Annotated in this window: 14 protein-coding genes; 6 read left to right on the top strand and 8 right to left on the bottom strand. The window is 71.2% G+C overall.

Features of this window, described 5'->3' with window-relative positions; all coding sequences use genetic code 11:
- Positions 1-68: 68 nt before the first annotated feature.
- From ACFZDK_RS30120 to ACFZDK_RS30100, 5 genes are read right to left on the bottom strand one after another with little or no spacing between them, the layout of a single operon-like run.
- Positions 69-1,298: a cytochrome P450 gene (locus ACFZDK_RS30120; RefSeq protein ID WP_390977065.1), complete on the bottom strand. Its 1,230-nt coding sequence runs from the start codon at positions 1,296-1,298 to the stop codon at positions 69-71.
- Complete coding sequence (locus ACFZDK_RS30115) at positions 1,295-3,046, bottom strand: amino acid adenylation domain-containing protein (protein ID WP_390977064.1); 1,752 nt, start codon at positions 3,044-3,046, stop codon at positions 1,295-1,297. Before ACFZDK_RS30115 ends, ACFZDK_RS30120 begins: the two co-directional genes overlap by 4 nt.
- Positions 3,047-3,049: 3 nt before the next feature.
- Positions 3,050-3,778 (bottom strand): thioesterase domain-containing protein, encoded by a 729-nt coding sequence (locus ACFZDK_RS30110; RefSeq protein ID WP_390977063.1) that lies wholly within the window; start codon positions 3,776-3,778, stop codon positions 3,050-3,052.
- The gene (locus ACFZDK_RS30105; RefSeq protein WP_390977062.1) at positions 3,775-5,013 is read right to left on the bottom strand and encodes an MFS transporter; all 1,239 of its coding nucleotides are present in this window, start codon (positions 5,011-5,013) and stop codon (positions 3,775-3,777) included. The genes ACFZDK_RS30110 and ACFZDK_RS30105 overlap by 4 nt, the downstream gene beginning before the upstream one ends.
- On the bottom strand, positions 5,010-10,775 hold the full coding sequence (locus ACFZDK_RS30100; RefSeq protein WP_390977061.1) for an amino acid adenylation domain-containing protein: 5,766 nt from the start codon (positions 10,773-10,775) through the stop codon (positions 5,010-5,012). The genes ACFZDK_RS30105 and ACFZDK_RS30100 overlap by 4 nt, the downstream gene beginning before the upstream one ends.
- 249 nt (positions 10,776-11,024) lie before the next feature.
- Between ACFZDK_RS30100 and leuC the strand changes: the two genes are divergently transcribed.
- The 5 genes from leuC to ACFZDK_RS30075 are packed head-to-tail and all read left to right on the top strand — an operon-like array spanning position 11,025 to position 16,457.
- A complete protein-coding gene (leuC, locus tag ACFZDK_RS30095; RefSeq protein ID WP_390977060.1) occupies positions 11,025-12,419 on the top strand; it encodes a 3-isopropylmalate dehydratase large subunit in 1,395 nt (464 codons plus the stop codon).
- Between the two features lie 33 nt (positions 12,420-12,452).
- Positions 12,453-13,049, top strand: a complete 597-nt coding sequence (gene leuD / locus ACFZDK_RS30090) for a 3-isopropylmalate dehydratase small subunit (protein ID WP_390977309.1) — start codon at positions 12,453-12,455, stop codon at positions 13,047-13,049.
- Entirely contained in the window at positions 13,046-14,254 is a 1,209-nt protein-coding gene (locus ACFZDK_RS30085; protein ID WP_390977059.1) for an aminotransferase class I/II-fold pyridoxal phosphate-dependent enzyme, read from the top strand. The genes leuD and ACFZDK_RS30085 overlap by 4 nt, the downstream gene beginning before the upstream one ends.
- Before the next feature lies 1 nt (position 14,255).
- A complete protein-coding gene (locus tag ACFZDK_RS30080) occupies positions 14,256-15,263 on the top strand; it encodes a taurine catabolism dioxygenase TauD (protein ID WP_390977058.1) in 1,008 nt (335 codons plus the stop codon).
- A gap of 18 nt (positions 15,264-15,281) precedes the next feature.
- Positions 15,282-16,457: a LeuA family protein gene (locus tag ACFZDK_RS30075; protein WP_390977057.1), complete on the top strand. Its 1,176-nt coding sequence runs from the start codon at positions 15,282-15,284 to the stop codon at positions 16,455-16,457.
- Positions 16,458-16,569: 112 nt separating this feature from the next.
- Here ACFZDK_RS30075 and ACFZDK_RS30070 read toward each other — a convergent pair whose 3' ends face one another.
- On the bottom strand, positions 16,570-17,244 hold the full coding sequence (locus ACFZDK_RS30070) for a LuxR C-terminal-related transcriptional regulator (protein WP_390977056.1): 675 nt from the start codon (positions 17,242-17,244) through the stop codon (positions 16,570-16,572).
- A complete protein-coding gene (locus ACFZDK_RS30065) occupies positions 17,241-17,450 on the bottom strand; it encodes an MbtH family NRPS accessory protein (protein WP_390977055.1) in 210 nt (69 codons plus the stop codon). Before ACFZDK_RS30065 ends, ACFZDK_RS30070 begins: the two co-directional genes overlap by 4 nt.
- Positions 17,451-17,799: 349 nt before the next feature.
- Between ACFZDK_RS30065 and ACFZDK_RS30060 the strand changes: the two genes are divergently transcribed.
- Positions 17,800-18,549 (top strand): alpha/beta fold hydrolase, encoded by a 750-nt coding sequence (locus tag ACFZDK_RS30060; RefSeq protein ID WP_390977054.1) that lies wholly within the window; start codon positions 17,800-17,802, stop codon positions 18,547-18,549.
- Between the two features lie 52 nt (positions 18,550-18,601).
- Here the strand turns inward: ACFZDK_RS30060 and ACFZDK_RS30055 are convergent, their stop codons facing one another.
- Positions 18,602-20,413, bottom strand: coding sequence for an AAA family ATPase (locus ACFZDK_RS30055; RefSeq protein WP_390977053.1), 1,812 nt, complete (start codon positions 20,411-20,413; stop codon positions 18,602-18,604).
- Positions 20,414-20,457 lie beyond the last annotated feature (44 nt).

Raw genomic sequence — 20,457 nt, 5'->3', positions numbered from 1 at the left:
CTCCTGCTTCCATGACTGCTTGCTGCTCCGGTGCCGCCGCGGGTTCCGGCAGGGCTGCCTCAGGCTTTTCACGGCCGTGTGCGCACCGGCAGCTCGGCCAGTCCGGCGATGAAGTTCGAGACCAGATGACGCGGCGGGCCCGCGGACCGGAACTCCTCGACCGTGTCGACGGCCTCCTCGAAGAAGAGGCGCAGGGTGAGCCGGCCCACTGCGGCACCCAGGCAGTAGTGGGGGCCGAAGCCGAAGGCGATGTGCCGGTTCCCGGTCCGCCGGATGTCGAACCGGTACGGGTCCGTGAAGACGCGTTCGTCACGGTTCGCGGAACCGACCCAGACCGCCACGGCGTCGCCGGGCCGTACGACACCGCCGCTCAGCTCAGCGTCCACGACCGCGTATCGCAGGAAACTGCTGGCGGGCGACGTCCAGCGCAGCCCCTCCTCCACAAGTCCGGGCACCAGGGAGCGGTCCTCGCGCGCGGCCGCGTACTGCTCCGGGTGCTCCATGAGCGCCAGCACCGTGCCCGCGACCGCATGCGGGGTCGTCGCGTTCGCGCCGAGCAGCAGGCTGTAGCAGTTGACGACGGCCTCCTCGTCCGACAGCGGGCCGTCGTCCGCGCGCATCGTCAGCAGCAGCCGGATCGCGTCCTCGCCGGTGGTGCCCCGGCGCCGCGCGACCAGTTCGGCGAAGTACGCGAACAGTTGGTGGTGGGCGACGGCGAGCGTGGTGCCCGCGCCGGCCACCCGGTAGGCGGGGTCCTCGGGCGCCGCGGCCATGCCGGTCCAGTGCAGCAGCCGCTCCCCGTCCTCCTCCGGCAGGTCCATGAGGGCGCTCGCGACGGCCATGGGCAGCAGCCCCGCCCGCCGGGCGAGGTCCCAGCGCCCCTCCCGGGCCGCCGGGGCGAGCACGGTACGTACGGCACGGCGGATCCTGTTCTCCGCCGCGTGCAGAGCCGGGCCCGAGAACAGCCGGTTGAGCGGGCGGCGCAGCTGTGTGTGGCGCGGCGGGTCGGTGGCGACCAGCATCCGGCCGGTCGCCGCGTCCGCCGTGCCCAACTGGGCCAGCAGGCTGCCGCGCGCGGAGGTGAACTCCCGGTGGTCGCCGAGCACCCGGCAGGCGTCGACGTGCCGGGTGACGGACCAGAAGGCGCGTCCGTCGGGCAGCGTCTGACGGTGCAGCGGGGCGTGCTCCCGCATGTACGCCCAGACGGCGTGCGGATCGCCCTCGCTGTGGAAGTGCGGGTCGAACAGGTCGGCTCCGTCCAGGGTGACGGCCCGCGGAGGCCCGGCGTTGATCCTCATGGCGTCGACAACCCCTTCTCGACCGTGCCGGCCAGCCCCGCCGGAGTCGGATTCAGGTAGAAGTCCAGCGGCGAGACCTCGACGCCGTACCCCCGGCGCAGCTCGTCGATGATCCGTACGGCCAGCAGGGAGTGCCCGCCCAGCTCGAAGAAGTCGTCGTCCGCGCCGACGCCGGCCACACCGAGCCGGTCGGCCCACAGGTCGGCCATCGCCCTTTCGAGCGCCGTCTCCGGTTCCCGGTAAGGGGAGTTGACGTCGGGACGCGCGCAGGAGCCCGCGTTCTCCAGGGCGGCCCGGTCCACTTTGCCGTTCGCGGTCAGAGGCAGGGCGTCCACCGGGAGGATCACCGACGGGACGGCGTAGTCCGGTAGCCGCTCCGCCAGCCAGCCGCGCAGTTCCAGCACCGACGCGTCCGTCGTCGTCACGACGTGGGCGACGAGCCTGCGCTCCCGCACTGCCTGCGCGCCCGCCTCCTCCCCCGGCGGTGTGCCCTGGACGACGACCGCGGCCTGTGCGACGCCGGAGTGTGCCAAGAGGACGGACACGATCTCCTCGGGTTCGACGCGGAACCCGCGTATCTTCACCTGGTCGTCGATCCGGCCGGCGAACTCCAGCCTGTCGGCCACCCATCTGGCCAGGTCCCCGGTCCGGTACATGCGTTCGCCGGAGCCGCCGAACGGATCGGCGACGAACCGGGCGGCGGTGGCGGCGGGGCTGCCCAGGTAGCCGTGGGCGAGGCCGGCGCCGGCCGCGTACACCTCGCCGACCTCCCCGTCGGGCACCGGCCGTAGTTCGTCGTCGAGGAGATAGACCGTCGAGCCGCGGATGGCCGTACCGATCGGCACGGTCGCTCCGACCGGTTCCCGTACGGGATGGCAGCAGGTGAACGTGGTGTTCTCGGTCGGTCCGTAGCCGTTGACGACGGTGGTCCCCGGCAGGGCGCGGACCGCGCGGTTCACGTGGGACGGTGACAGGACGTCGCCGCCGGCCAGCAGCCGGCGCAGCGAGGGCAGGTCGGGCAGGCCCGCGTCGACCGCGAGGTGGAAGAGCCCGGCGGTGAGCCACATGACGCTCACCCGCTCGGTGCGTACGAAGTCCAGCAGCTCGGGCACCGTGAGGTCGCCCGCGGGTGCCACGGCCAGCCGGGCGCCGTTCAGGAGAGCCCCCCAGATCTCCAGTGTCGAGGCGTCGAAAGCGACCGGCGCGAAGGCGAGGAAGGTGTCGTCGGCTCTCACGTCGAGGATGTCGGAACTGACGGTCAGCCGCACCACCGCCCGGTGCGGCACGCAGACGCCCTTGGGGCGGCCGGTGGACCCGGAGGTGTAGGCGACGTATGCGAGGTGTTCGGGTCCGACGGGCACTGCTACGGCGCTCTCGGGCGCCGACGTGTCGACCTGGCTGATCACCCGGCAGTGCGGGAAGCGGCCCGGTTCCGGGGCCTCGTCCGCCAGCAGCACCCGTACCCCCGCGTCGGCGAGCATCCCGTCCTGCCGCGCCGGAGGCTGGCGTGGGTCGAGCGCGAGGTAGGCGGCGCCCGCCTTGAGGACTGCCAGGAGCATGCCCACGGTCTGCGGTGAACGCCCGGACAGGACGCCGACGACGTCGCCCGGGCGGACGCCGGCCGCGATGAGCTGATGTGCGAGTCGGTTGGTGTGCGCGTCGAGCTCCGCGTAAGTGAGCGTGCCGACGGCGGGCCGGTCCGGCGCCGTGCGGGAACGTTCGGCGAAGACGGAGACGACGGTGTTCACGGGTCAGGCCTCCTGGAGAAGGGCAAGCAGTCCGTCGGGGGCGGACAGGAACGCGTAGTGGCCGCCGGGCAGTTCGCGAAACCGCACCTCGGCGGCATATCCCTTCCAGTCGCGCAGCAGGGACAGGTCGACCTCCGGGTCGGAGGACCAGTTCACGACGGTGATCCGGGTGTTCGGCAGGACCGTGAGCCGCCGTCGGTAGACCCGGTTGCTCTCCAGGTCCTGGTGGAGCACGGAGAGGGTGAGTTCGATGAGCAGCGGATGGGGTTCGCCGCCGCGGGCCGTGACGATTGCGGCCAGTTCAGCGGCGAGCTGCGTGTCGTCGAGGCCGAGGAAGCGGTCGTGCGGGCAGTGGTGCGGTGGGGCCTGCGCGGACACGACGAGGTGTGCCGGCGTGGGCATCCCCTGCTGCTGCAGCCGCAGCGCCGCCTCGAACGCGGGCAGGACACCGGCGCAGTGGCCGAAGAACGTGAACGGCCGGTCGAAGTAGGGCAGGAGCGGGGTGACCAGGTCCTCCGCCAGGGCTTGGTAGGTCTGGAAGTGCGGCTCGCGGATGCGGTTCTCCCGGGCGGGCAGCTGGATCGGGCACACCTCGGTGCCGCCAGGGCCGTCGAGCCAGCGCGGCCAGCGGTTGAACATCGAGGCGCCCACTCCCGAGTACGGGAAGCAGAACACGCGCGCGGTGGCATCCTCAGCGGGTCGGCGCAGCAGCCAGGGCGGGAACCCGGTCATCGTGCTCCTTCGAGGTCACGGGCCGGTGCCGGGGGTACGGCACGCACGGAGGGCAGCGGCAGGGCCAGCAGGCCCGCGGCGACGATGAGTGCGGCGGTGCCGAACAGCGTCGGCCCGACCCCGATGCCCGCCGAGACCGGGCCCACGACGGCGGCGCCGATCGGCACCAGCGCGAGCGTGCCCAGGGATTCGTAGGCCATCACCCGGGACAGGGCCTCCGGCGGGATGTGCTGCTGGAGTGAGGTGTCGAGCATGACCTCGTATATGTCGATGCAGATGGCCGCCGCGAAAGTGGCGACGCAGACGGCGACCAGAGGTGCCTCGGCCGCGAGGAAGAACAGCGACAGGGGGAAGCCGACGGTGGCGAGCGCGGCGACCCGCACCGGATGAGCCGGCCGGATCCGCATGGCCACCATGGTTCCCAGCACGAACCCGACGGCCTGCGTCGTGAGCACCGCGCTCCAGCCGGGTGCGCCGCCGTACTCCTCCTTCGCCACCACGGGACCGAGCACGTAGAACGAGCCGGCGAGGAGGACGTTGACGAAGGCCAGCTGACCGACCATCACCCACACCCACTGCCGCGCCGTGAACTCCCGCCATCCTTCGCGCAGCGCCGCCAGCACCGTCCTGGACGGCCCGCCGGCGGCCGCCGGAACTTTCCGCACCAGGGACAGGAGCGCCGCCGACGCCAGGAACGTGCCCGCGTCCACCAGCAACGTCCACCCGGCTCCCACGGCCGCAACCAGCACACCGGCCAGCGCGGCGCCGACTATGCTGCCGCCGCGCATGGACAGCTTCAGCAGCGCGTTGGCGGACTGCAGGCCGTCGCCGTCGACCAGTTGGGGCATCACCGAGCGGGAAGCGGGCTCGAAGAGGGCGGCGGCGGCCCCGCTCAGTGCGGCCAGGGCGGCGAGCCGCACCGGGGTCGCCGAGTCGCTGACGACCAGCACGGCGAGCCCCGTGTGGACCGCGCCCGAGACCAGGTCGGCGCCGACCATGACCCGCTGCCGCGGGAATCGGTCGGCGATCACCCCGCCCACCAGCACGAAGAGGATCTGCGTCGCCATCCGCACCGCGAGGACCGCGCCGAGCACGGTCGCCGAGCCGCCGGGCATGCCGAGGACGGCGAAGGCCAGCGCGACCGGCATGATCGCGTTGCCGAGCAGGGAGATCGAGCGGGCGCTGAGCAGAGCGAGCACCGACCGGTCCCGCAGGACCGCGAAATGGGCTTTCAACGCTTGTTCAGCTCCTCGGTGACGATGCGGCCGATCTCGGCCAGCGGCTTCGGATGGGCCATGGTGATGTGGACCGCGTCGACGGGATGCCAGACCAGCTTCCCGTCGATGTACTCCCGCCAGACGTCCGCCGTGGGCGCGCCCTCGACCCGCCCTTCTGTCGCGAGGAAGAACAGCAGATCGCCCGTGTACCGGCCGGGTTCGTAGGCACGCACGATCCGGCGGTTGTGCGCCATGGTGCGCAGCAGCGCCACGATCTGCGGCTCGGTCAGGCCGGCGAGTGCTCCCGTGTCCTTCTTGACGATCTCCAGGGCGCGGCCCAGCTCGACGGACCCCTCCTCGGGGATGGCCTGGGGGTTCTCCGGGTCGAGGAGCGAGCGCAGCATCGTCTGGTCGCCGACGCGGAAGTGGTCCGGCATGCCGGGGTAGCAGTCGAGCAGCGCCAGCATTCCGGTCTTCGCGCCCCGGGCCTGCCACTGCACCGCCATCTCGAAGGCGACCATGCCTCCGAGGGACCAGCCGAGCAGGTGGTACGGGCCCTCGGGCTGGATCTCCTCGATGCGCCGGATGTAGTCCGCAGCCATCTCCTCGATGGTGGCGGGCATCTCGTCCGGGTGGAGCAGTCCGTGCGCCTGGACTCCGACGACCGGGAACTCGGGCGGGATCTGCCGCAGCAGCCCCACGTAGCTCCAGCTCAGGCCACCTCCGGGATGGATGCAGAAGACCGCCTCCCGCGCGCCGTGCGGGCGCAGCGGCAGGATGACCCGCAGGGAGTCCCGGCTGCTTCCGGAGCCCAGCCGCTGGGCGAGGCCCGCAACCGTCGGCGTGGCGAAGAGGCTGCTCATGGCCAGTTCCGTGCCCGTTACGTCGCGTACCCGGCTGATCAGCCGGGCGGCAAGCAGCGAGTGCCCGCCCAGCTGGAAGAAGTCGTCGTCGATGCCGACCTCGGGGAGGCCGAGGACCTCGGCGAACAGCTGGCACAGGATGTCCTCCTGCGGGGTACGCGGCGGACGCGCGCTGACCAGGCTCGTGGCGTCGGGCACCGGCAGCAGGTCGCGGTCGAGCTTGCCGTTGAGCCGCAGTGGCAACGCGTCGAGCACCGTGAAGGTCGGTGGGATCATGTGCTCGGGCAGCCGGGCGGCCAGGTGGTCCCGGAGCTCGCCGGTCCCGGGCGTCTCACCGGCCGGCACCACGTACGCGGCCAGCCGCTTGTCGCCCGGCCGGTCCTCCCGCACGATCACCGCGGTGGCGGCGACCTTCGGGTGCGCGGTCAGGACGGTCTCGATCTCGCCCGGTTCGATCCGGAAGCCGCGGACCTTGACCTGGTCGTCGACGCGCCCGGTGAATTCCAGGGTCCCGTCCGGCCGCCAGCGGGCTGTGTCGCCCGTCCGGTAGAGCCGCTCGCCCGGCAGCCCATAGGGGTTCGCGATGAACCGCGCCGCCGTCAGACCGGGCTGGTTGAGGTAGCCGCGGCCCAGGCCGGATCCCGCGATGTACACCTCGCCCGGTGTTCCGACGGGAACCGGGGCGAGCGCGTCGTCCAGCACGTACACCCGGGTGTCGGCCAGCGGACGGCCGACCGGGATGCGGCCGCGGAGGTCCTGCGGCTCGACGGTGTGGACGCAGGCCATCATCGTGGTCTCGGTCGGGCCGTACTGGTTGACCACTTCACAGCCCCACGTGTTCATGATCACGTCGGCCTCGGCGGGCCGGAGGACCTCGCCGCCGGTCCCGACCAGGCGCAGCGACGCCAGGTCCGCGGGGTCCGGCGCGTACGCGAGGAGTGCCTCGAGGAGCGAGTGGACGACGCAGATGGCGACGGTCGGGCGGGCCTCCCGGATCACCTGGACCACCGTCGCCGGATCGCGCTCGCCGCCCGGCGGGAGCAGCGCCACCGCGCCGCCGACGGACAGCGGGGCGAAGATCTCCCGCACCGGAACCTCGAACCCCAGTGAGATGACCTGCAGGTTGACGTCGTCCGCGGTCAGGCCGAAGCAGTCGACGGCGTCCCGCAGCCTGCCCACCACCCCGCGGTGTTCCAGGAGGACGCACTTGGGACGGCCCGTCGAGCCCGAGGTGTAGACGGCATACGCGAGGTTGCGGCCGTTCGTCGTCAGCGGCAGCCGGTGCGTGGGAGCGCACGCGGGGCGCGGGTCCCGGTCGAGGCACACGCGTTCGACGGTCTTCGGCAGGTCCATGTCCGCCCCGAGTTCCTCCGTGGTCAGCAGGACCGAGGCGGCGCTGTCGGTGAGCATGTAGACGCGGCGGGCCGGCGGGTGCCCCGGTTCCAACGGGGTGTAGGCGGCTCCCGCTTTCCACACGCCGAGTACGGCGGCCACGAACTGCGGGCCGCGGGGCAGGCAGAGGCCGACCATGCCTTCCGGCCCCGCCCCCAGCCCGCGTAGGACGTGGGCTATGCGGTTCGCGTGCTCGTCGAGTTCGCGGTACGTCCAGCGGGTTCCGCCCTGTATCAGGGCCAGGCGGTCGGGGGTGCGGTCCGCCTGACGCTCGAACAGGGCCGCCACGGTCGGGCTCTTTGGCGGTGGGGCGGCCGTGTCGTTCCACTCCACGAGCAGGCGCCTGCGCTCGTCCTCGCCCAGGATGTCGATCTGCCCGATCGGGATCTCGGGCCGGGCCGTCGCGGCGTCCAGGAACATCAGCAGCCGCTGGGTGAGCCGCTCGGCGGTGCCGTGGTCGAACAGATCGGTGCTGTAGACCACGGTGCCGTCGATGCCCTGCGGTTCCCCGTCCGGGCCCCGGCGTTCCTCGAAGCTCACCGCCAGGTCGAACTTGGCCGGGTGGTCGCTGACCGGCCGGGCGTCGACCGTGAGCCCCGGGATCTCCAGGCCCGCCGCGACGGCCGGTTGAACGCCCACGACGACCTGGGTCAGCGGGTGGCGGCTGGAGGACCTCTCGGGGTTGAGCGCCTCGACAAGCCGTTCGAACGGCAACTCCTGGTGGGTGTAGGCGGCGAGGCTGCTCTCCCGGACGCGGCCGAGGAGCCGGGCGAAGGAGGGATCGCCGGCGGTGTCGGTCCTGGTGACCAGGGTGTTCACGAAGAAGCCCACCAGTGGGTGGAGCGCCTCGTCGGTTCGGCCCGCGACAGGTACGCCGATCGGCAGATCGGTGCCGGCCCCGACCCGTGTGAGCAGCCCGGCGACCGCGGCCTGCAGCACCATGCCGCTCGTGCAGGCGCTCGCTCGGGCCAGCTCGGCCAGCCGGGCGTGCAGTGCCGTGTCGATCGTCAACGGGACGATGCCGCCGCGGAATTCCGTCTCGTGCGGGCGCGGCCGGTCGGCCGGCAGGTCCAGTTCGTCGGGCGCGCCCGCCAGGTATTCGGTCCAGAACGCGGTCTGCCGGGCGGCGAGGCTGCCGGGGTCGGCGGGGTCGCCCAGGAGTTCCCGCTGCCACAGTGCGAAGTCCGCGTACTGCACGGCTGGCGGCTCCCGGTCGGAGGCCGCTCCGCGCAGCCGCGCGGCGTAGGCCTCGGCGAGGTCCTGGAAGAGCACCGTCAGCGACCAGCCGTCGGCGGCGATGTGGTGCAGCACCATGAGCAGGACGCTCTCCTCTGCCCCGGTGCGGAACAGCACAGCGCGCAGCGGAAGGTCGGCGGCCAGGTCGAAAGGCCGTCGCATCGCCTCCAGCAACCGCTCGTCCAGCCGGTCCGGCGCCACTTGTACGACGGTCAGCGACGGGCGGACGCCATCGGATCCGCCGGTGTCGCCGCGTTCACCGCGGTCCAGGACACGCTGGAACGGCACGCCGTCGCGCTCCGGGTAGACGGTCCGCAGAATCTCGTGGCGGGCGACGAGGTCCCACAGCGCCGCGTCGAGCGCGGCGATGTCGACGTCACCGGTCAGCCGCAGTGCGTACGGCACGTGGTACGCCGACGACCCGCCGTGAAGTTTGTGCAGGAACCACAGGCGCTGCTGGGCGTGGGAGAGGGGGATCTCCGGCGGCCGGGGGCGGGCGGTGAGAGCGGGCTGTGGTTCGCCGGGCCGGAGCCGCTCGGCCAGTGCCGCCGGTGTCCGCGCTTCGAAGAGGTCCTGGATGCGGGCCTCCTGACCCAGCGCCGTCCGGACCCGGTTGACGAGCCTGATGGCCGACAGCGAGTGCCCGCCCAACTCGAAGAAGTCGTCGTCCGGGCCTACGGACGGCCGGTTCAGGGCCTGCGCGAACAGGGTGCACAGCAGCTCCTCCTGCAGCGTTGCGGGCGCCCGGTCCGCCGTGAGGTCCTGCTGTCCGGGTGCCGGCAGAGCCGTGCGGTCCAGCTTGCCGTTCGGGGTCATCGGGAGCGTGTCGAGCCGCGTGTACGATGCCGGGACCATGTACGCGGGCAGGGCAGCAGCCATGTGGGCACGGAGTTCGGCCGGGCCGGCCCGGCCGACCGTATAGGCCGCCAGGCTCTGCTCGCCGGCGGCGGATGACCCGCGCAGGGCGACGGCCGCGGCCTTGACGTCCGGGTGCCTGGCCAGCGTGGTCTCGACGTCGCCGAGCTCGATCCGGAAGCCGCGGATCTTGATCTGGTCATCGGCCCGACCGGCGAACTCCAGATCCCCGTCCGGACGCCGCCGGGCGAGGTCGCCCGAGCGGTAGCCGCGCTCTCCGCCGGGCAGTTCGACGAACCGGGCGGCGGTCAGTTCGGGGCGCTCCAGATATCCCAGCGCCACGCCGGGGCCGGTGACGACCATCTCCCCGGTGACGCCGTCCGGGACCGGAGCCAGGTTCTCGTCCACCAGGACGATGCGCGAGCCCGGCAGGGGTGTGCCGATGAGGCTGGCGTCCACGTCGAGATCGGTACACCGCACCCGCCGGTACGTCGCGTGCACGGTGATCTCGGTGATGCCGTACATGTTGACGAGTTCGGGCCGTTCGTCGCCGTACTTGTCCATCCACGGCGCGAGGTCGCAGAAGCGCAGCGCCTCGCCGCCGAACACCACGTGGCGCAGCGGCAGCAGGTCGGGGTGCTGGAGTTCCTCCCTTACAAGCTGGGTGAACGCCGTGGGGGTCTGACTGAGCACCGTCACCCCCTCGGCACGCAGGAGCCGGCGGAACTCGGCCGGATCCTTGGCTGTGTGTTCCGGGACGACGACCGCGCGGCCGCCCGTGAGCAGCGGTCCCCAGATCTCCCACACGGAGAAGTCGAAGGCGAGCGAGTGGAAGACGGACCACACGTCCTCGCAGCCGAACCCGAAGAGCGGCGCGGTGGACTCGAACAGGTCCAGCACGTTCCGGTGCGAGACCCGGACGCCTTTGGGACGGCCGGTCGTACCGGAGGTGAAGATGACGTACGCGCACTCCGAAGGCGCGACCGGAGCCGCCGGCACCGGGTCCGCCCCGCCGTGGGGCTCGTCGACGCACACGATCCGCGGTCCCTGTGGCAATCGGTCCGCGAGTCCGCGCGAGGAGAGCACCGCCTCGGGGTGCACGTCCGCCAGGATCAGCTCCACCCGCGCGCGCGGAGTGGCCGGGTCCACCGGCACGTACGCGGTGCCCGTCTTGAGCGCGGCGAGGGCCGCTACGACCATCTCCGCCCCGCGCTCCAGAAAGATCACGACCGCGGCGCCGCCGCCGTTGCTGCCGCCGGGCGACCCGGCGAGCAGGCCGGCGGCGAGCCGGTCCGCGGCGTTGTCCAGTTCCGCGTATGTCAGAGACCGCTCGCCGTCGCGGACCGCGATCCGGTCCGGGAACCGGCGGACGGAGGAACGGAAGCCGTCGAGCAGGGACGCCGTGCCGTCATGGCCGTATCCAGTCGCTTTCACCGCTCGCCCTTTCGGATCTCCGGAGTCGGAACGTCCGGCGAGCCTGGCAGCCCGGTCCGGCCGCGTCTTCGGCCGGTGGACGAGGTGGAGTGCGACCGGCGGCAAGGGTTCGTCCGGAAGTGGAGGCGACCGCGACCGCCGTCGGATACCGGTCGGCTCCTGCTCGTGCTGCGATGAGATTCCGCGGGACGCCTCCGTCCCTCGCCCTCGTTCCCCTCGTTCGTCTCCGCACCGAAGGGCCTATGTGGCATGGCAGGCACGACCCTCGCGCAGAAGGTCTGGCAGTCCCGCGTCGTCCGACCCGGCGACGCCGACGAGGACCTGCTCTACATCGACATGCACCTGTTGCACGAGGTGAACACACCGCAGGCGTTCGACGGGCTGCGGGCGGCCGGACGCACGGTCCGCAGACCGGACCTGACCGTCGCCACCGAGGACCACAGCACGCCGACGATCGCCGTCGACCGGTACGACCCCGAGGAGGGCCGCCGGATGCAGCGCTCGCTGCTGCGCGACAACTGCGCCGAGTTCGGCATCCGCTTCCACCGGCTCGGGCAGCCCGGGCAGGGCATCTACGCCGTCATGGCCCCTGAACTCGGCCTCGTCCACCCGGGCATGACCATCGTCTGCTGCGACTCGCACACCACCACGCTCGGTGCCTTCGGCGCTCTGTCCTTCGGCATCGGCACCAGCCAGGTGGAACATGTGCTCGCCACACAGACGCTGCCCAAGCGCAGACCGCGCGACATGCGCGTGACCGTCACCGGCAGCCTGCCCGCCGGCGTGACCGCGAAGGACCTGGTGCTCGCGCTCATCGGGCGGTACGGGACGACGGCCGGCCAGGGGCATGTCGTCGAGTACCAGGGTGAGGTCGTCAGGGCACTGTCGATGGAAGCCCGTATGACGCTGTGCAACATGACCGTCGAGATGGGGTCCGCCGCGGGGATCGTCGCCCCCGACGAGACCACCGCCGACTACCTCCGATCCGTATGCTGCGGCGGTGTCCCGGACGAGGAGGTGGCGCATTGGAAGAGCCTTGTCTCCGATCCGGACGCGGTGTTCGACAAGGAGATCGCCCTCGACGCGAGCGGCCTGAGCCCCTATGTCTCCTGGGGCACCAACCCCGGCCAGACCGTTCCGCTGGACGGCCGGGTGCCGCACCCGGACGACTTCGACGACGTGGTGCTGCGCACCGCGGCCGAACGGGCCCTGGCATACATGGATCTGCGTCCCGGTACCGCTATGCGGGACGTGCCGATCGACGTCGTCTTCCTCGGGTCCTGTACCAACGGCCGGATCGAGGACCTTCGGGCGGCCGCCGAGGTGCTGGACGGGCACAAGGTCGCAGAGGGCGTGCGGATGGTGATCGTGCCGGGCTCGATGCGGGTGCGGGAGCAGGCCGTCGCCGAGGGCCTCGACGAGGTCTTCGCCCGTGCGGGCGCGGACTTCCGTGCCGCCGCCGGCTGCTCGATGTGCGTCTCGCTCGGAGAGGACCGGCTCGCCGCCGACGTCAGGTCCGCGTCCACCAGTAACCGGAACTTCGAGGGCAGGCAGGGACCGGGGGCCCGCACCCACCTCGTCGCCCCGCCGGTCGCGGCGGCGACGGCCGTGGCGGGCCGGCTCGCCGCCCCGGGCGATCTGTGACCAGCCGACCAAGAGGACGACCAAGTGACCGCCATGCGGAGTTTCACCGCGCACACCGGGACTGCGGCGCCCCTGCGGCGCAGCAACGTCGACACCGACCAGATCATCCCAGGCCGGTACTGCGCCACCCACCGGCGCACCGGGTACGCCGACGGGCTGTTCGGCGACTGGCGTCAGGATCCCGGCTTCGTGCTCAACCGCCCCGCACACCAGGGCGCGAGCATCCTCGTCGCCGGGGAGATGTTCGGGACCGGATCCTCACGCGAGCACGCGGTGTGGGCGCTTCAGGAGTTCGGCTTCCGGGTCGTCATCGCCCCCCGGTTCGCCGACATCTTCCGGGCCAACTCACTGATGGCCGGCCTGCTCACGGTGACGCTGCCCCGCGAGCGGGTCGACGCACTGTGGGAGACGGTCGAGGGCGCCCCGGACACCGAGATCACCGTGGATCTGCGCGAGATGAGCGTGAGCGCCGCTGGGATCACCGACACTTTCACGCTCGGTGCGGACACCCGGGCGCGCCTGCTGGCCGGGCTGGACCAGATCGACGCCACGCTCGGGTTCGTGGACGACATCGCCGCCTACGAGCACTCTCGCAGGCCCGGCCTGCCGACGTCGGGCACGGCGGCATGAGCGGACGTGTCGCGCGGCGCTGCACCGCGGTCCCGCAGTCGGTCACTGTCGCGCTCAACGACCGGGTGAAGGAACTGCGGGCCCGCGGGACCGAGGTGCTCGACATCGGCGGCGGCGACCCCGGCTTCGACACTCCCGGGCACATCTCGGCCGCCGCCTCGGACGCGCTGTTCGCGGGCTTCACCCACTACACGGCCAGCCGCGGGCTGCCCGAGTTGCGGCAGGCGATCAGCGAGAAGCTGCGGCGGGACAACGGTGTGGAGGCCGCCCCGGACACCCAGATCCTCGTGACGCCCTCGTCGAAGCACGCGCTCTTCACCGCTCTGATGGCCACCCTCGACCCGGGCGACGAAGTACTCGTCCCGACGCCGAGCTGGGGCAGTTACCGGTCGATGGCCCGGCTCGCCGGCGCCGTACCCGTCTGCGTCGAGCTGTCCGCGCGGGACGCGTTCACGGTCACGCGCTCCCGTCTGGAGGAACACGTCTCCCCCCGGACGAAAGTGCTTGTGCTCAACACCCCGAACAACCCCACCGGCCGTGTGCTCGGCGCGCCTGAGGCGGACACGATCGCGGCGTTCGCCGCCGAGCACGACCTGCTGATCATCACGGACGAGATCTACGAGAAGATCCTGTTCTCGGGCGAACACCTCAGCATGGCCGCGCGCCCCGACTGCGCAGACCGCACGGTGACCGTCAACGGCTTCTCCAAGGGGTACGCCATGCCCGGCTGGCGGCTCGGCTATGCGGCGGGCCCACCCGACATCATCAGCGCGATGCTGGCCGTCCATCAGCACACGGTCGCGTGCGCCGGATCGTTCGTACAGACCGGCGGCGTGGCCGCCCTGCGGGGACCACAGGGCCCGCTGCGGGAGGCGGTCCGGGCGTACGCCGCGCGTGCCGGGCTGGTCACCCGCAGGCTGAACGAGCTGGTCGGCGTGGTGTGCCCCGCACCGGCCGGCACGTTCTACGCCTTCGCCGACATCAGCGGCACCGGCATCCCCGACGGGGACGAGTTCGCGGAGCGGCTGCTCGCCGAGGCGGCTGTCGCGGTGACGCCGGGATCGGCCTTCGGACCTGGCGGCCGGGGGCACATCCGGGTGTCATTCACGGCCGGTCCTCGCGTTCTCGAAGAAGCCCTCGCACGCCTGGCCGCCTTTGTGCGGGACCGCGCTCCCGGCCGACCGGCTCCTTCAACCAGGATGTGACATGAAGCCCCTCTATGTACTGACCGATGCCGAGCGACACGACCTCCGGAAGGCTCTGGAGACCGTCGAGGAACACCCGTACCGCGACTACCCGGCCTTCTCACGGGCCGTCACGGAGCTGGCCGCCGACGGCGCCGTCCCGGCCTTCCTCCCCGAGGTGTGCGCGGCGATACGCGAGGAACGCGCCGGCGGTGTCTCCGACGCGCACGCTCTGGGCAATTGCCCCATCGACGAGGAAGTACCGGAGCTGGGCAACGACGATCCGGTCGGCGACAAGTACGAGCGGAAGCACACGTTCGTCGCGGAGGCCTTCCACGAGCTGTTCGCCCAGCTGGCCGGTACGCCGCTGCTGGCGTACGCGACGCGTTTCAACGGCGACTTCTTCACCGATGTCATCGCCCACAACAAGTACGCGGGAAAGCAGACCGGCTTCACCGACGGCGAGCTCGTCTACCACAACGACCGTACCGCACACCGGATCCGGGCGGATTTCATCTCTCTGCTCGGCATGCGCTGCCCCGAGCAGGACCTCGTCTACACCGGCTTCGTGGCGGGCCGCGACATGCTGGCCCGCCTGACGGAGGCCGAGCAGTCGGTGCTTCGACAGCCGTACTTCGTCACGCCGTTCGACGTGGTCTCCCGGGACGGCAACGGTGGCCTCACCGCCTCCGAGCGGCACCCCATCCTGGAGAACTCCCACAGTTTCCGCTACCTGGACACCCACACGACGGTGGCCGCCGACAGCCCTGAGGAGGCCAAGGACGCGCTCATCTCGCTGAAGAACGCGCTGGCCCGTGCGGAACGCAAGCGGCACCGCGTCCTCACCGGTGACTTTTTCACTTTCGCCAATCAGGACGGCCTGCACAACCGGGAGCGGTTGGAGATCCACGACCCGGAGCGGGCCCGCAGCAGGTGGCTGCTCAAGACGTACGCCTTCCGTGACCACGCCACCGCCGACCGGCTCGCCGACAGCTGGGTGGACGGGGTGCGCGGCCGGGTCGGCGACTGACGACAACGGAGGAGAGTCATGACAGTGAGTACGGAAGACCGCCCGACCCGCCGGGTCCGCGTGGTCGACACCACGCTACGGGACGGCGAACAGGCGCCCGGCAACGCGATGGAGCCGGACGAGAAGGTCGAGATGGCCCAGCGCATCGAGGCCCTGGGCGTCGATGTCGTGGAGGCGGCCTTTCCCGCCTCGTCCCCGAGGGACTTCGAGGCGACCCGGCTCGTCTCGCAGACGCTGAAGCGCGCCCGGCTGGCCACGTTCTCGCGCACCACGCGCCACGACGTGGAGGTCGCCGTCGAGGCGGGCGGCACCGAGAACCACGAGGTCCAACTCGTCGCCACGGGCAGCGAGATCCACCTGGAGCACAAGCGTGGCATCTCCCGGGAGCAGGCCGTACGGGAGGTGACCGACACGGTCGGCTTCGCCCGGTCACTCGGGATCGGCCATGTCTCGGTCGGCATCGAGGACGCCAGCCGGGGCAGCGACGACCTGGTCAAGGCGTTGTGCGACGGCGCCCTCGCCGCCGGCGCCGACTGCATCATCCTGGCGGACACGACCGGCTGCGCCACTCCGGATGAGTTCGGCGCTTTGGTGGGGAAGGTCCGCACGTGGGTCCCGCGTCCGGTTCGCGTATCCACCCATTGCCACAACGACTTCGGACTGTCTCTGATCAACGCGGTCGCGGGTCTGGCGGCCGGTGCCGACGAGGTCCAGGTGACTCTGGGCGGAATCGGTGAGCGCGGCGGCAACACGCCACTGGAGGAACTGGCCGCGCTCCTCGCGTACAAGGGGGAGCAGTATGGCGTGCACACCGACATCGACACCGTGGGCATGTACGAGGCGTACACGGCCCTGCGCCGCATCATCCGCCTGGACGAACCCCGAAACAAGCCGATCTTCGGCACCTACGCCTTCGGGACGACCGCCGGAATCCATCAGCAGGGAATCCTGAGCAATCCGGCGACGTACGAATACGTCGAACCGGCCCGCTTCGGCCGCGAGCGTTCCCTGCTCATCGGCCGTCACTCGGGCCGCACCATCTTGCGGCACATGCTGGGTCAGTTGGGTATCGACATCACCGACGAGGAGTTCACCGAGATGTACCAGCGGCATGTCACGGAACGGGCGGGCTCGGACAGCGAAGACCTGAGCGTGGTCCGGGAACGGCTGGCCAGAGAGCTGGCCAGCCGATGACGGCCGGGCGGTGTCGCCGAGGCTCTCATGTCTGCCGAAGGTGAGGGCCCGCATCGGTGGGGAGGAGGGTGTGCGGACCATGAGCTCGTGACGGCGCGAGGCCGACGGGCTCTTAGTCCCCTTGCAGCATCAGAACGGCTTGGAGTCGATTGCGCGCACCCAGTTTCGCCAGCGCGTGCGACACGTGGCTCTTGACAGTCGCGGTGGAGACGCCGCACTGCTTCGCCGCTTCCGACGTGGTCATCCCCTGCGACAGCAGCGCGAGGATCTCTCGTTCCCGCTTGGTGAGACGGCGCAGCAACTCCGCCTCACCGCGGGGGGACCCTGAAGCGATGCGCGGGATGCAGAACTCGAGGAGCGTCGGGGAGAGCACCCGGTTGCCGTGCGCCACCGCGTGCACACCGCTCAATACACCTTCCGGCCTGGTGTCCTTGACCAGGCAGCCCCATGCGCCTGCGGCGAGTACGTCGTTGAGATTGCGTCTGGTCCAGTCCAGGCCGACGACCAGCGGCCGGATTTGTCTCGCCGCCAGTTCCCTTACCTTGCCCAGCAGGAGGTCGCCCTGGCTGAGGCTGAGGACGACGACGCATATACGGTGCAGCGGCCACCGCCCCACCGGACCGCGCGCGTCGATGGTCGCCCGGACGTCGATGAACTCGTCGCCGCGCAGAGCGTTCTCGAGGAATTTCCGGGAGATAGGGTCGTGATCGGCGATCAGAGTTCGAATGAGGCCGGTTCGCGTCGCGGAAATCGGGGCGGCGGTCGCGAATTCATCGACCGCTGTCACTGGGACAGCGTTCGGACGAGGCCGGCAGGTCGGATATCTGCCCAGTTTCTTTCGATGTATTCGACGCATTCCTTGCGCGTGCCCGCCCGCAGCACGACCGACCAGCCTTCCGGTATGTCCTTTCCGGCGGGCCAGAGTGAGTGCTGGTTCTCCTCGTTGCGCAGGACAGCGAACGTGCCGTTCGGATCATCAAAGGGATTGCGCATGTGCGGTTCCTTCCCCCTGATCTTCGGGGTTCGAGTGACAGCTATGACTCTCGCGGGGTCGCGCCGTTCGACTCTTGTACGGCATTAAGAATGATAGCACCGGCGCAATCAGCTTGATCAATAGCCAGTCGGCAAATTGATCGCGAATAACAGCGATCTCCACAACCGGAATGTACCCAATCGCGGCCATCCTGTGCGATCTCTCCGATTTCCCGACTTTGCTCAAATTCGCCGCGGCGAACGGTATAATTCACTCCACTCGGCCGGTCAATATGTCGCCCGTGTTTCGGCCGCCTTCGCGGCAGGCGCGGCGGACTTTCAGCGCCGGGGGATGGTACTTTGGCCGCTCGTGAACATCCATCCTCCGCGGAACTCTTCCACATATCATCCCGACCCGGCCGAGTACCGCCACGTCCGTGCCGGGGCAATCCGGTTGGCTTATCTGGTGTCGGGCCCACCGGATACGCCGCCGGTTGTTCTGCTGCATGCGCTGGGCGAGAATGCCACCGACTGGGAGGCGGTGACGCAGGCTCTCGCTCGCAGTCAGCGGGTGTATGCCCTCGATCTTCGCGGTCATGGCCGGAGCGACTGGCCGGGAGACTACTCGCTGGAACTCATGCAGGCCGATGTGCTCCGCTTCCTGGACATACTCGGACTCGACCGGGTGGACCTGATCGGGCATTCCATGGGCGGGGTCGTGGCCTACCTGCTCGCACAGGAGCATCCGCGGCGGGTGGGTCGGATGGTCCTGGAGGACGTTGCCGTTCCGCTTCCCCGCGAGCCTTCCACCCCGACCAGGCCGGACGGCGAGTTGACCTTCGACTGGGACATGGTGCTGGCCATCAGAAGACAGATCGACGCGCCCGACCCCCGGTGGCTGGAACGTCTCGACGGGATCGCCGCCGAGACCCTCGTGGTGGCTGGCGGCCCGGACAGTCCCGTGCCTCAGGAACGCGTTGCGGAGTTGGCCCGGCGCATCCCTGCCGGGCGCCTGGTCACCATCCCGGTCGGCCATCTGGTTCACAAGGCTGCGCCGGATGCGTTCACCGAGGCGATCTCGGCGTTCTTGTCGCCGGAGCGCCGGTCGGACGCCGGCTGAGTGCCGTCGTCTGCGAAACGCCGGATCGACGGGATGGGGTCCCAGCGCCCCCCTACGACGCGCTTGGGCAGGTGCGGCCCGGCCGGCCGCCAAAGCCGGGCCGGGCAGGCGCAGATGGAGACGGAGAGCCTCGCCCTCGTGATCCGTCAGCCTCACGGCACGCACTTCGCGCACGTCCACGCACCAGGACTCCCGAGGCGGTGCTCAGCATGCGGTAGGCGCGGCCGCCGTCGCCCTCCCGCAGCGCGACGTGCCGGGCGCGGTCCAGGACGAAGGCGCCGCGGTCGACCGGCGCGGCGTAGGCGCAGATGGCCAGCCGCCACGGATCGAGTTCGTCCAGCTCCATCCGCTCCACGGCCCGCAGGACCGTACGGCGCTCCTCCGGGCCCGGGTCGGACCAGAAGCACAACTGCGCGGCGCTCCACAGGATCCGCAGCGCCAGATCGCGGTCCTCCGCGGCCATCTCCTCGGCGAGTGCCGTCAGGGAGTTGGCGCCGGAGGTGTGGCTGTGCAGTCCCTCGTCGAAGCGGCCGCGCAGCCAGACGACCGTGGCGTGCCGGCGCCGCGACAGCGGCCCGGTGAGCGCCTGGCCCAGCAGCCGGGTCACGGTCTCGGGCCGGCCGAGCTCGACGGCGAAGTCCGCGGCCCGCAGCAGCCGTTCCGCCCGGCGGTCGGCGTCCTCGCTGAGCGCGGCGGCCTGTTCGAGGGCCGTGACGGCCGCCGCGATGCCGCCCCGGCGGGCATCCCGGTGAGCGGCGTCCTCCAACGCGATGGCGACCGACTCGTCCGGGTCGTCGGCCGCGGCGGCCTGGTGCCGCAGCCGCCGGTCCGGATGGTCGTCGAGTACGGCGGCGAGTGCGGCGTGCGCGGCGTGCCGGACGCCGGTGGGCATGGTCCGGCAGATCGCCGAGCGCATCAGCGGATGCCCGAACCGCAGTTCCGTACCGGCGACCTGGACGAGCCGGGCGCGCACGGCCGGGTCGAGTTCGGCGGTTCCGGCCGTCAGGCCGGTGAGCTGCCGGGTCGCGCGGTAGATCTCGGGGAGCGACGGGCTGTCGTCGAGGGCCGCGATCCGCAGCAGGCTGCGGGTGATGTCGGGCAGGGTCTCCAGGCGGTCGGTGAAGGCCCGCTCGAGCCGCTCGGTGAGGGGCAGTTGGGAGATGTGCGGATCGGCCGAGGCGCCGAGGGTGCGGGAGAGCTCGGTCAGGGCCAGGGGGTTCCCGGCGGCCTCGGCCAGCAGCCGGCGATGCACGGTCGGCCGTAGGTCCGGGGCACGGTCCGCGAGGAGCTCCGCGGCCTGGCCGTCGGTGAGCGGGCCCAGGGCCACGGAGGTGAGTTCGTCGGAGTTCAGACGCGACCGGTAGCCGTCGCGAGCGGCTCCCCCGACGACCACCGGCTCGGTGCCGACCCTGCGTGCCACGAAGGCCAGGACACTGGCGGTGGCGTCGTCGAGCCACTGGGCGTCGTCGACCAGGACCAGCACCGGCGCGACCGCGGCCGCGTCGGCCAGCAGGTTGAGGACCGCCAGACCGACCAGGAAGACGTCGGGGACGGCGGCCCCGGCGTGCCCGAGAGCGGTGTCCAGGGCCTGCCGGTGCGGCGCGGCGAGCCCGGCGGCAGCTGCGGCCAGCGGGCGCAGGACGAGCTGCAGACCGGCGTAGGGGATGTCGCTCTCGGCCTCGACACCGCTGGTGCGCAGGACCCGGTGGCCGAGCCCCTCGGCGAGGGCGGCGGTCTCGGCGAGCAACGCCGTCTTCCCGATGCCGGGCGCCCCCCGGACCAGCACCGCGCTCCCGTGGCTCCGCGGCTCGGCCAGCAGCCGGCGCAACAGCTCCAGCTGATCGTCCCGACCGATGAGCTCCACGTTCCCCCCATCAGCCGGGTCCCCGGACTCGGTCTGCGGACTCG

The organism is Streptomyces sp. NPDC007901 (assembly GCF_042959465.1).
GTDB lineage: Bacteria > Actinomycetota > Actinomycetes > Streptomycetales > Streptomycetaceae > Streptomyces.
Note: the sequence above shows the minus strand (reverse complement) of the source record. Positions and strands in the feature narration are given on the sequence as shown.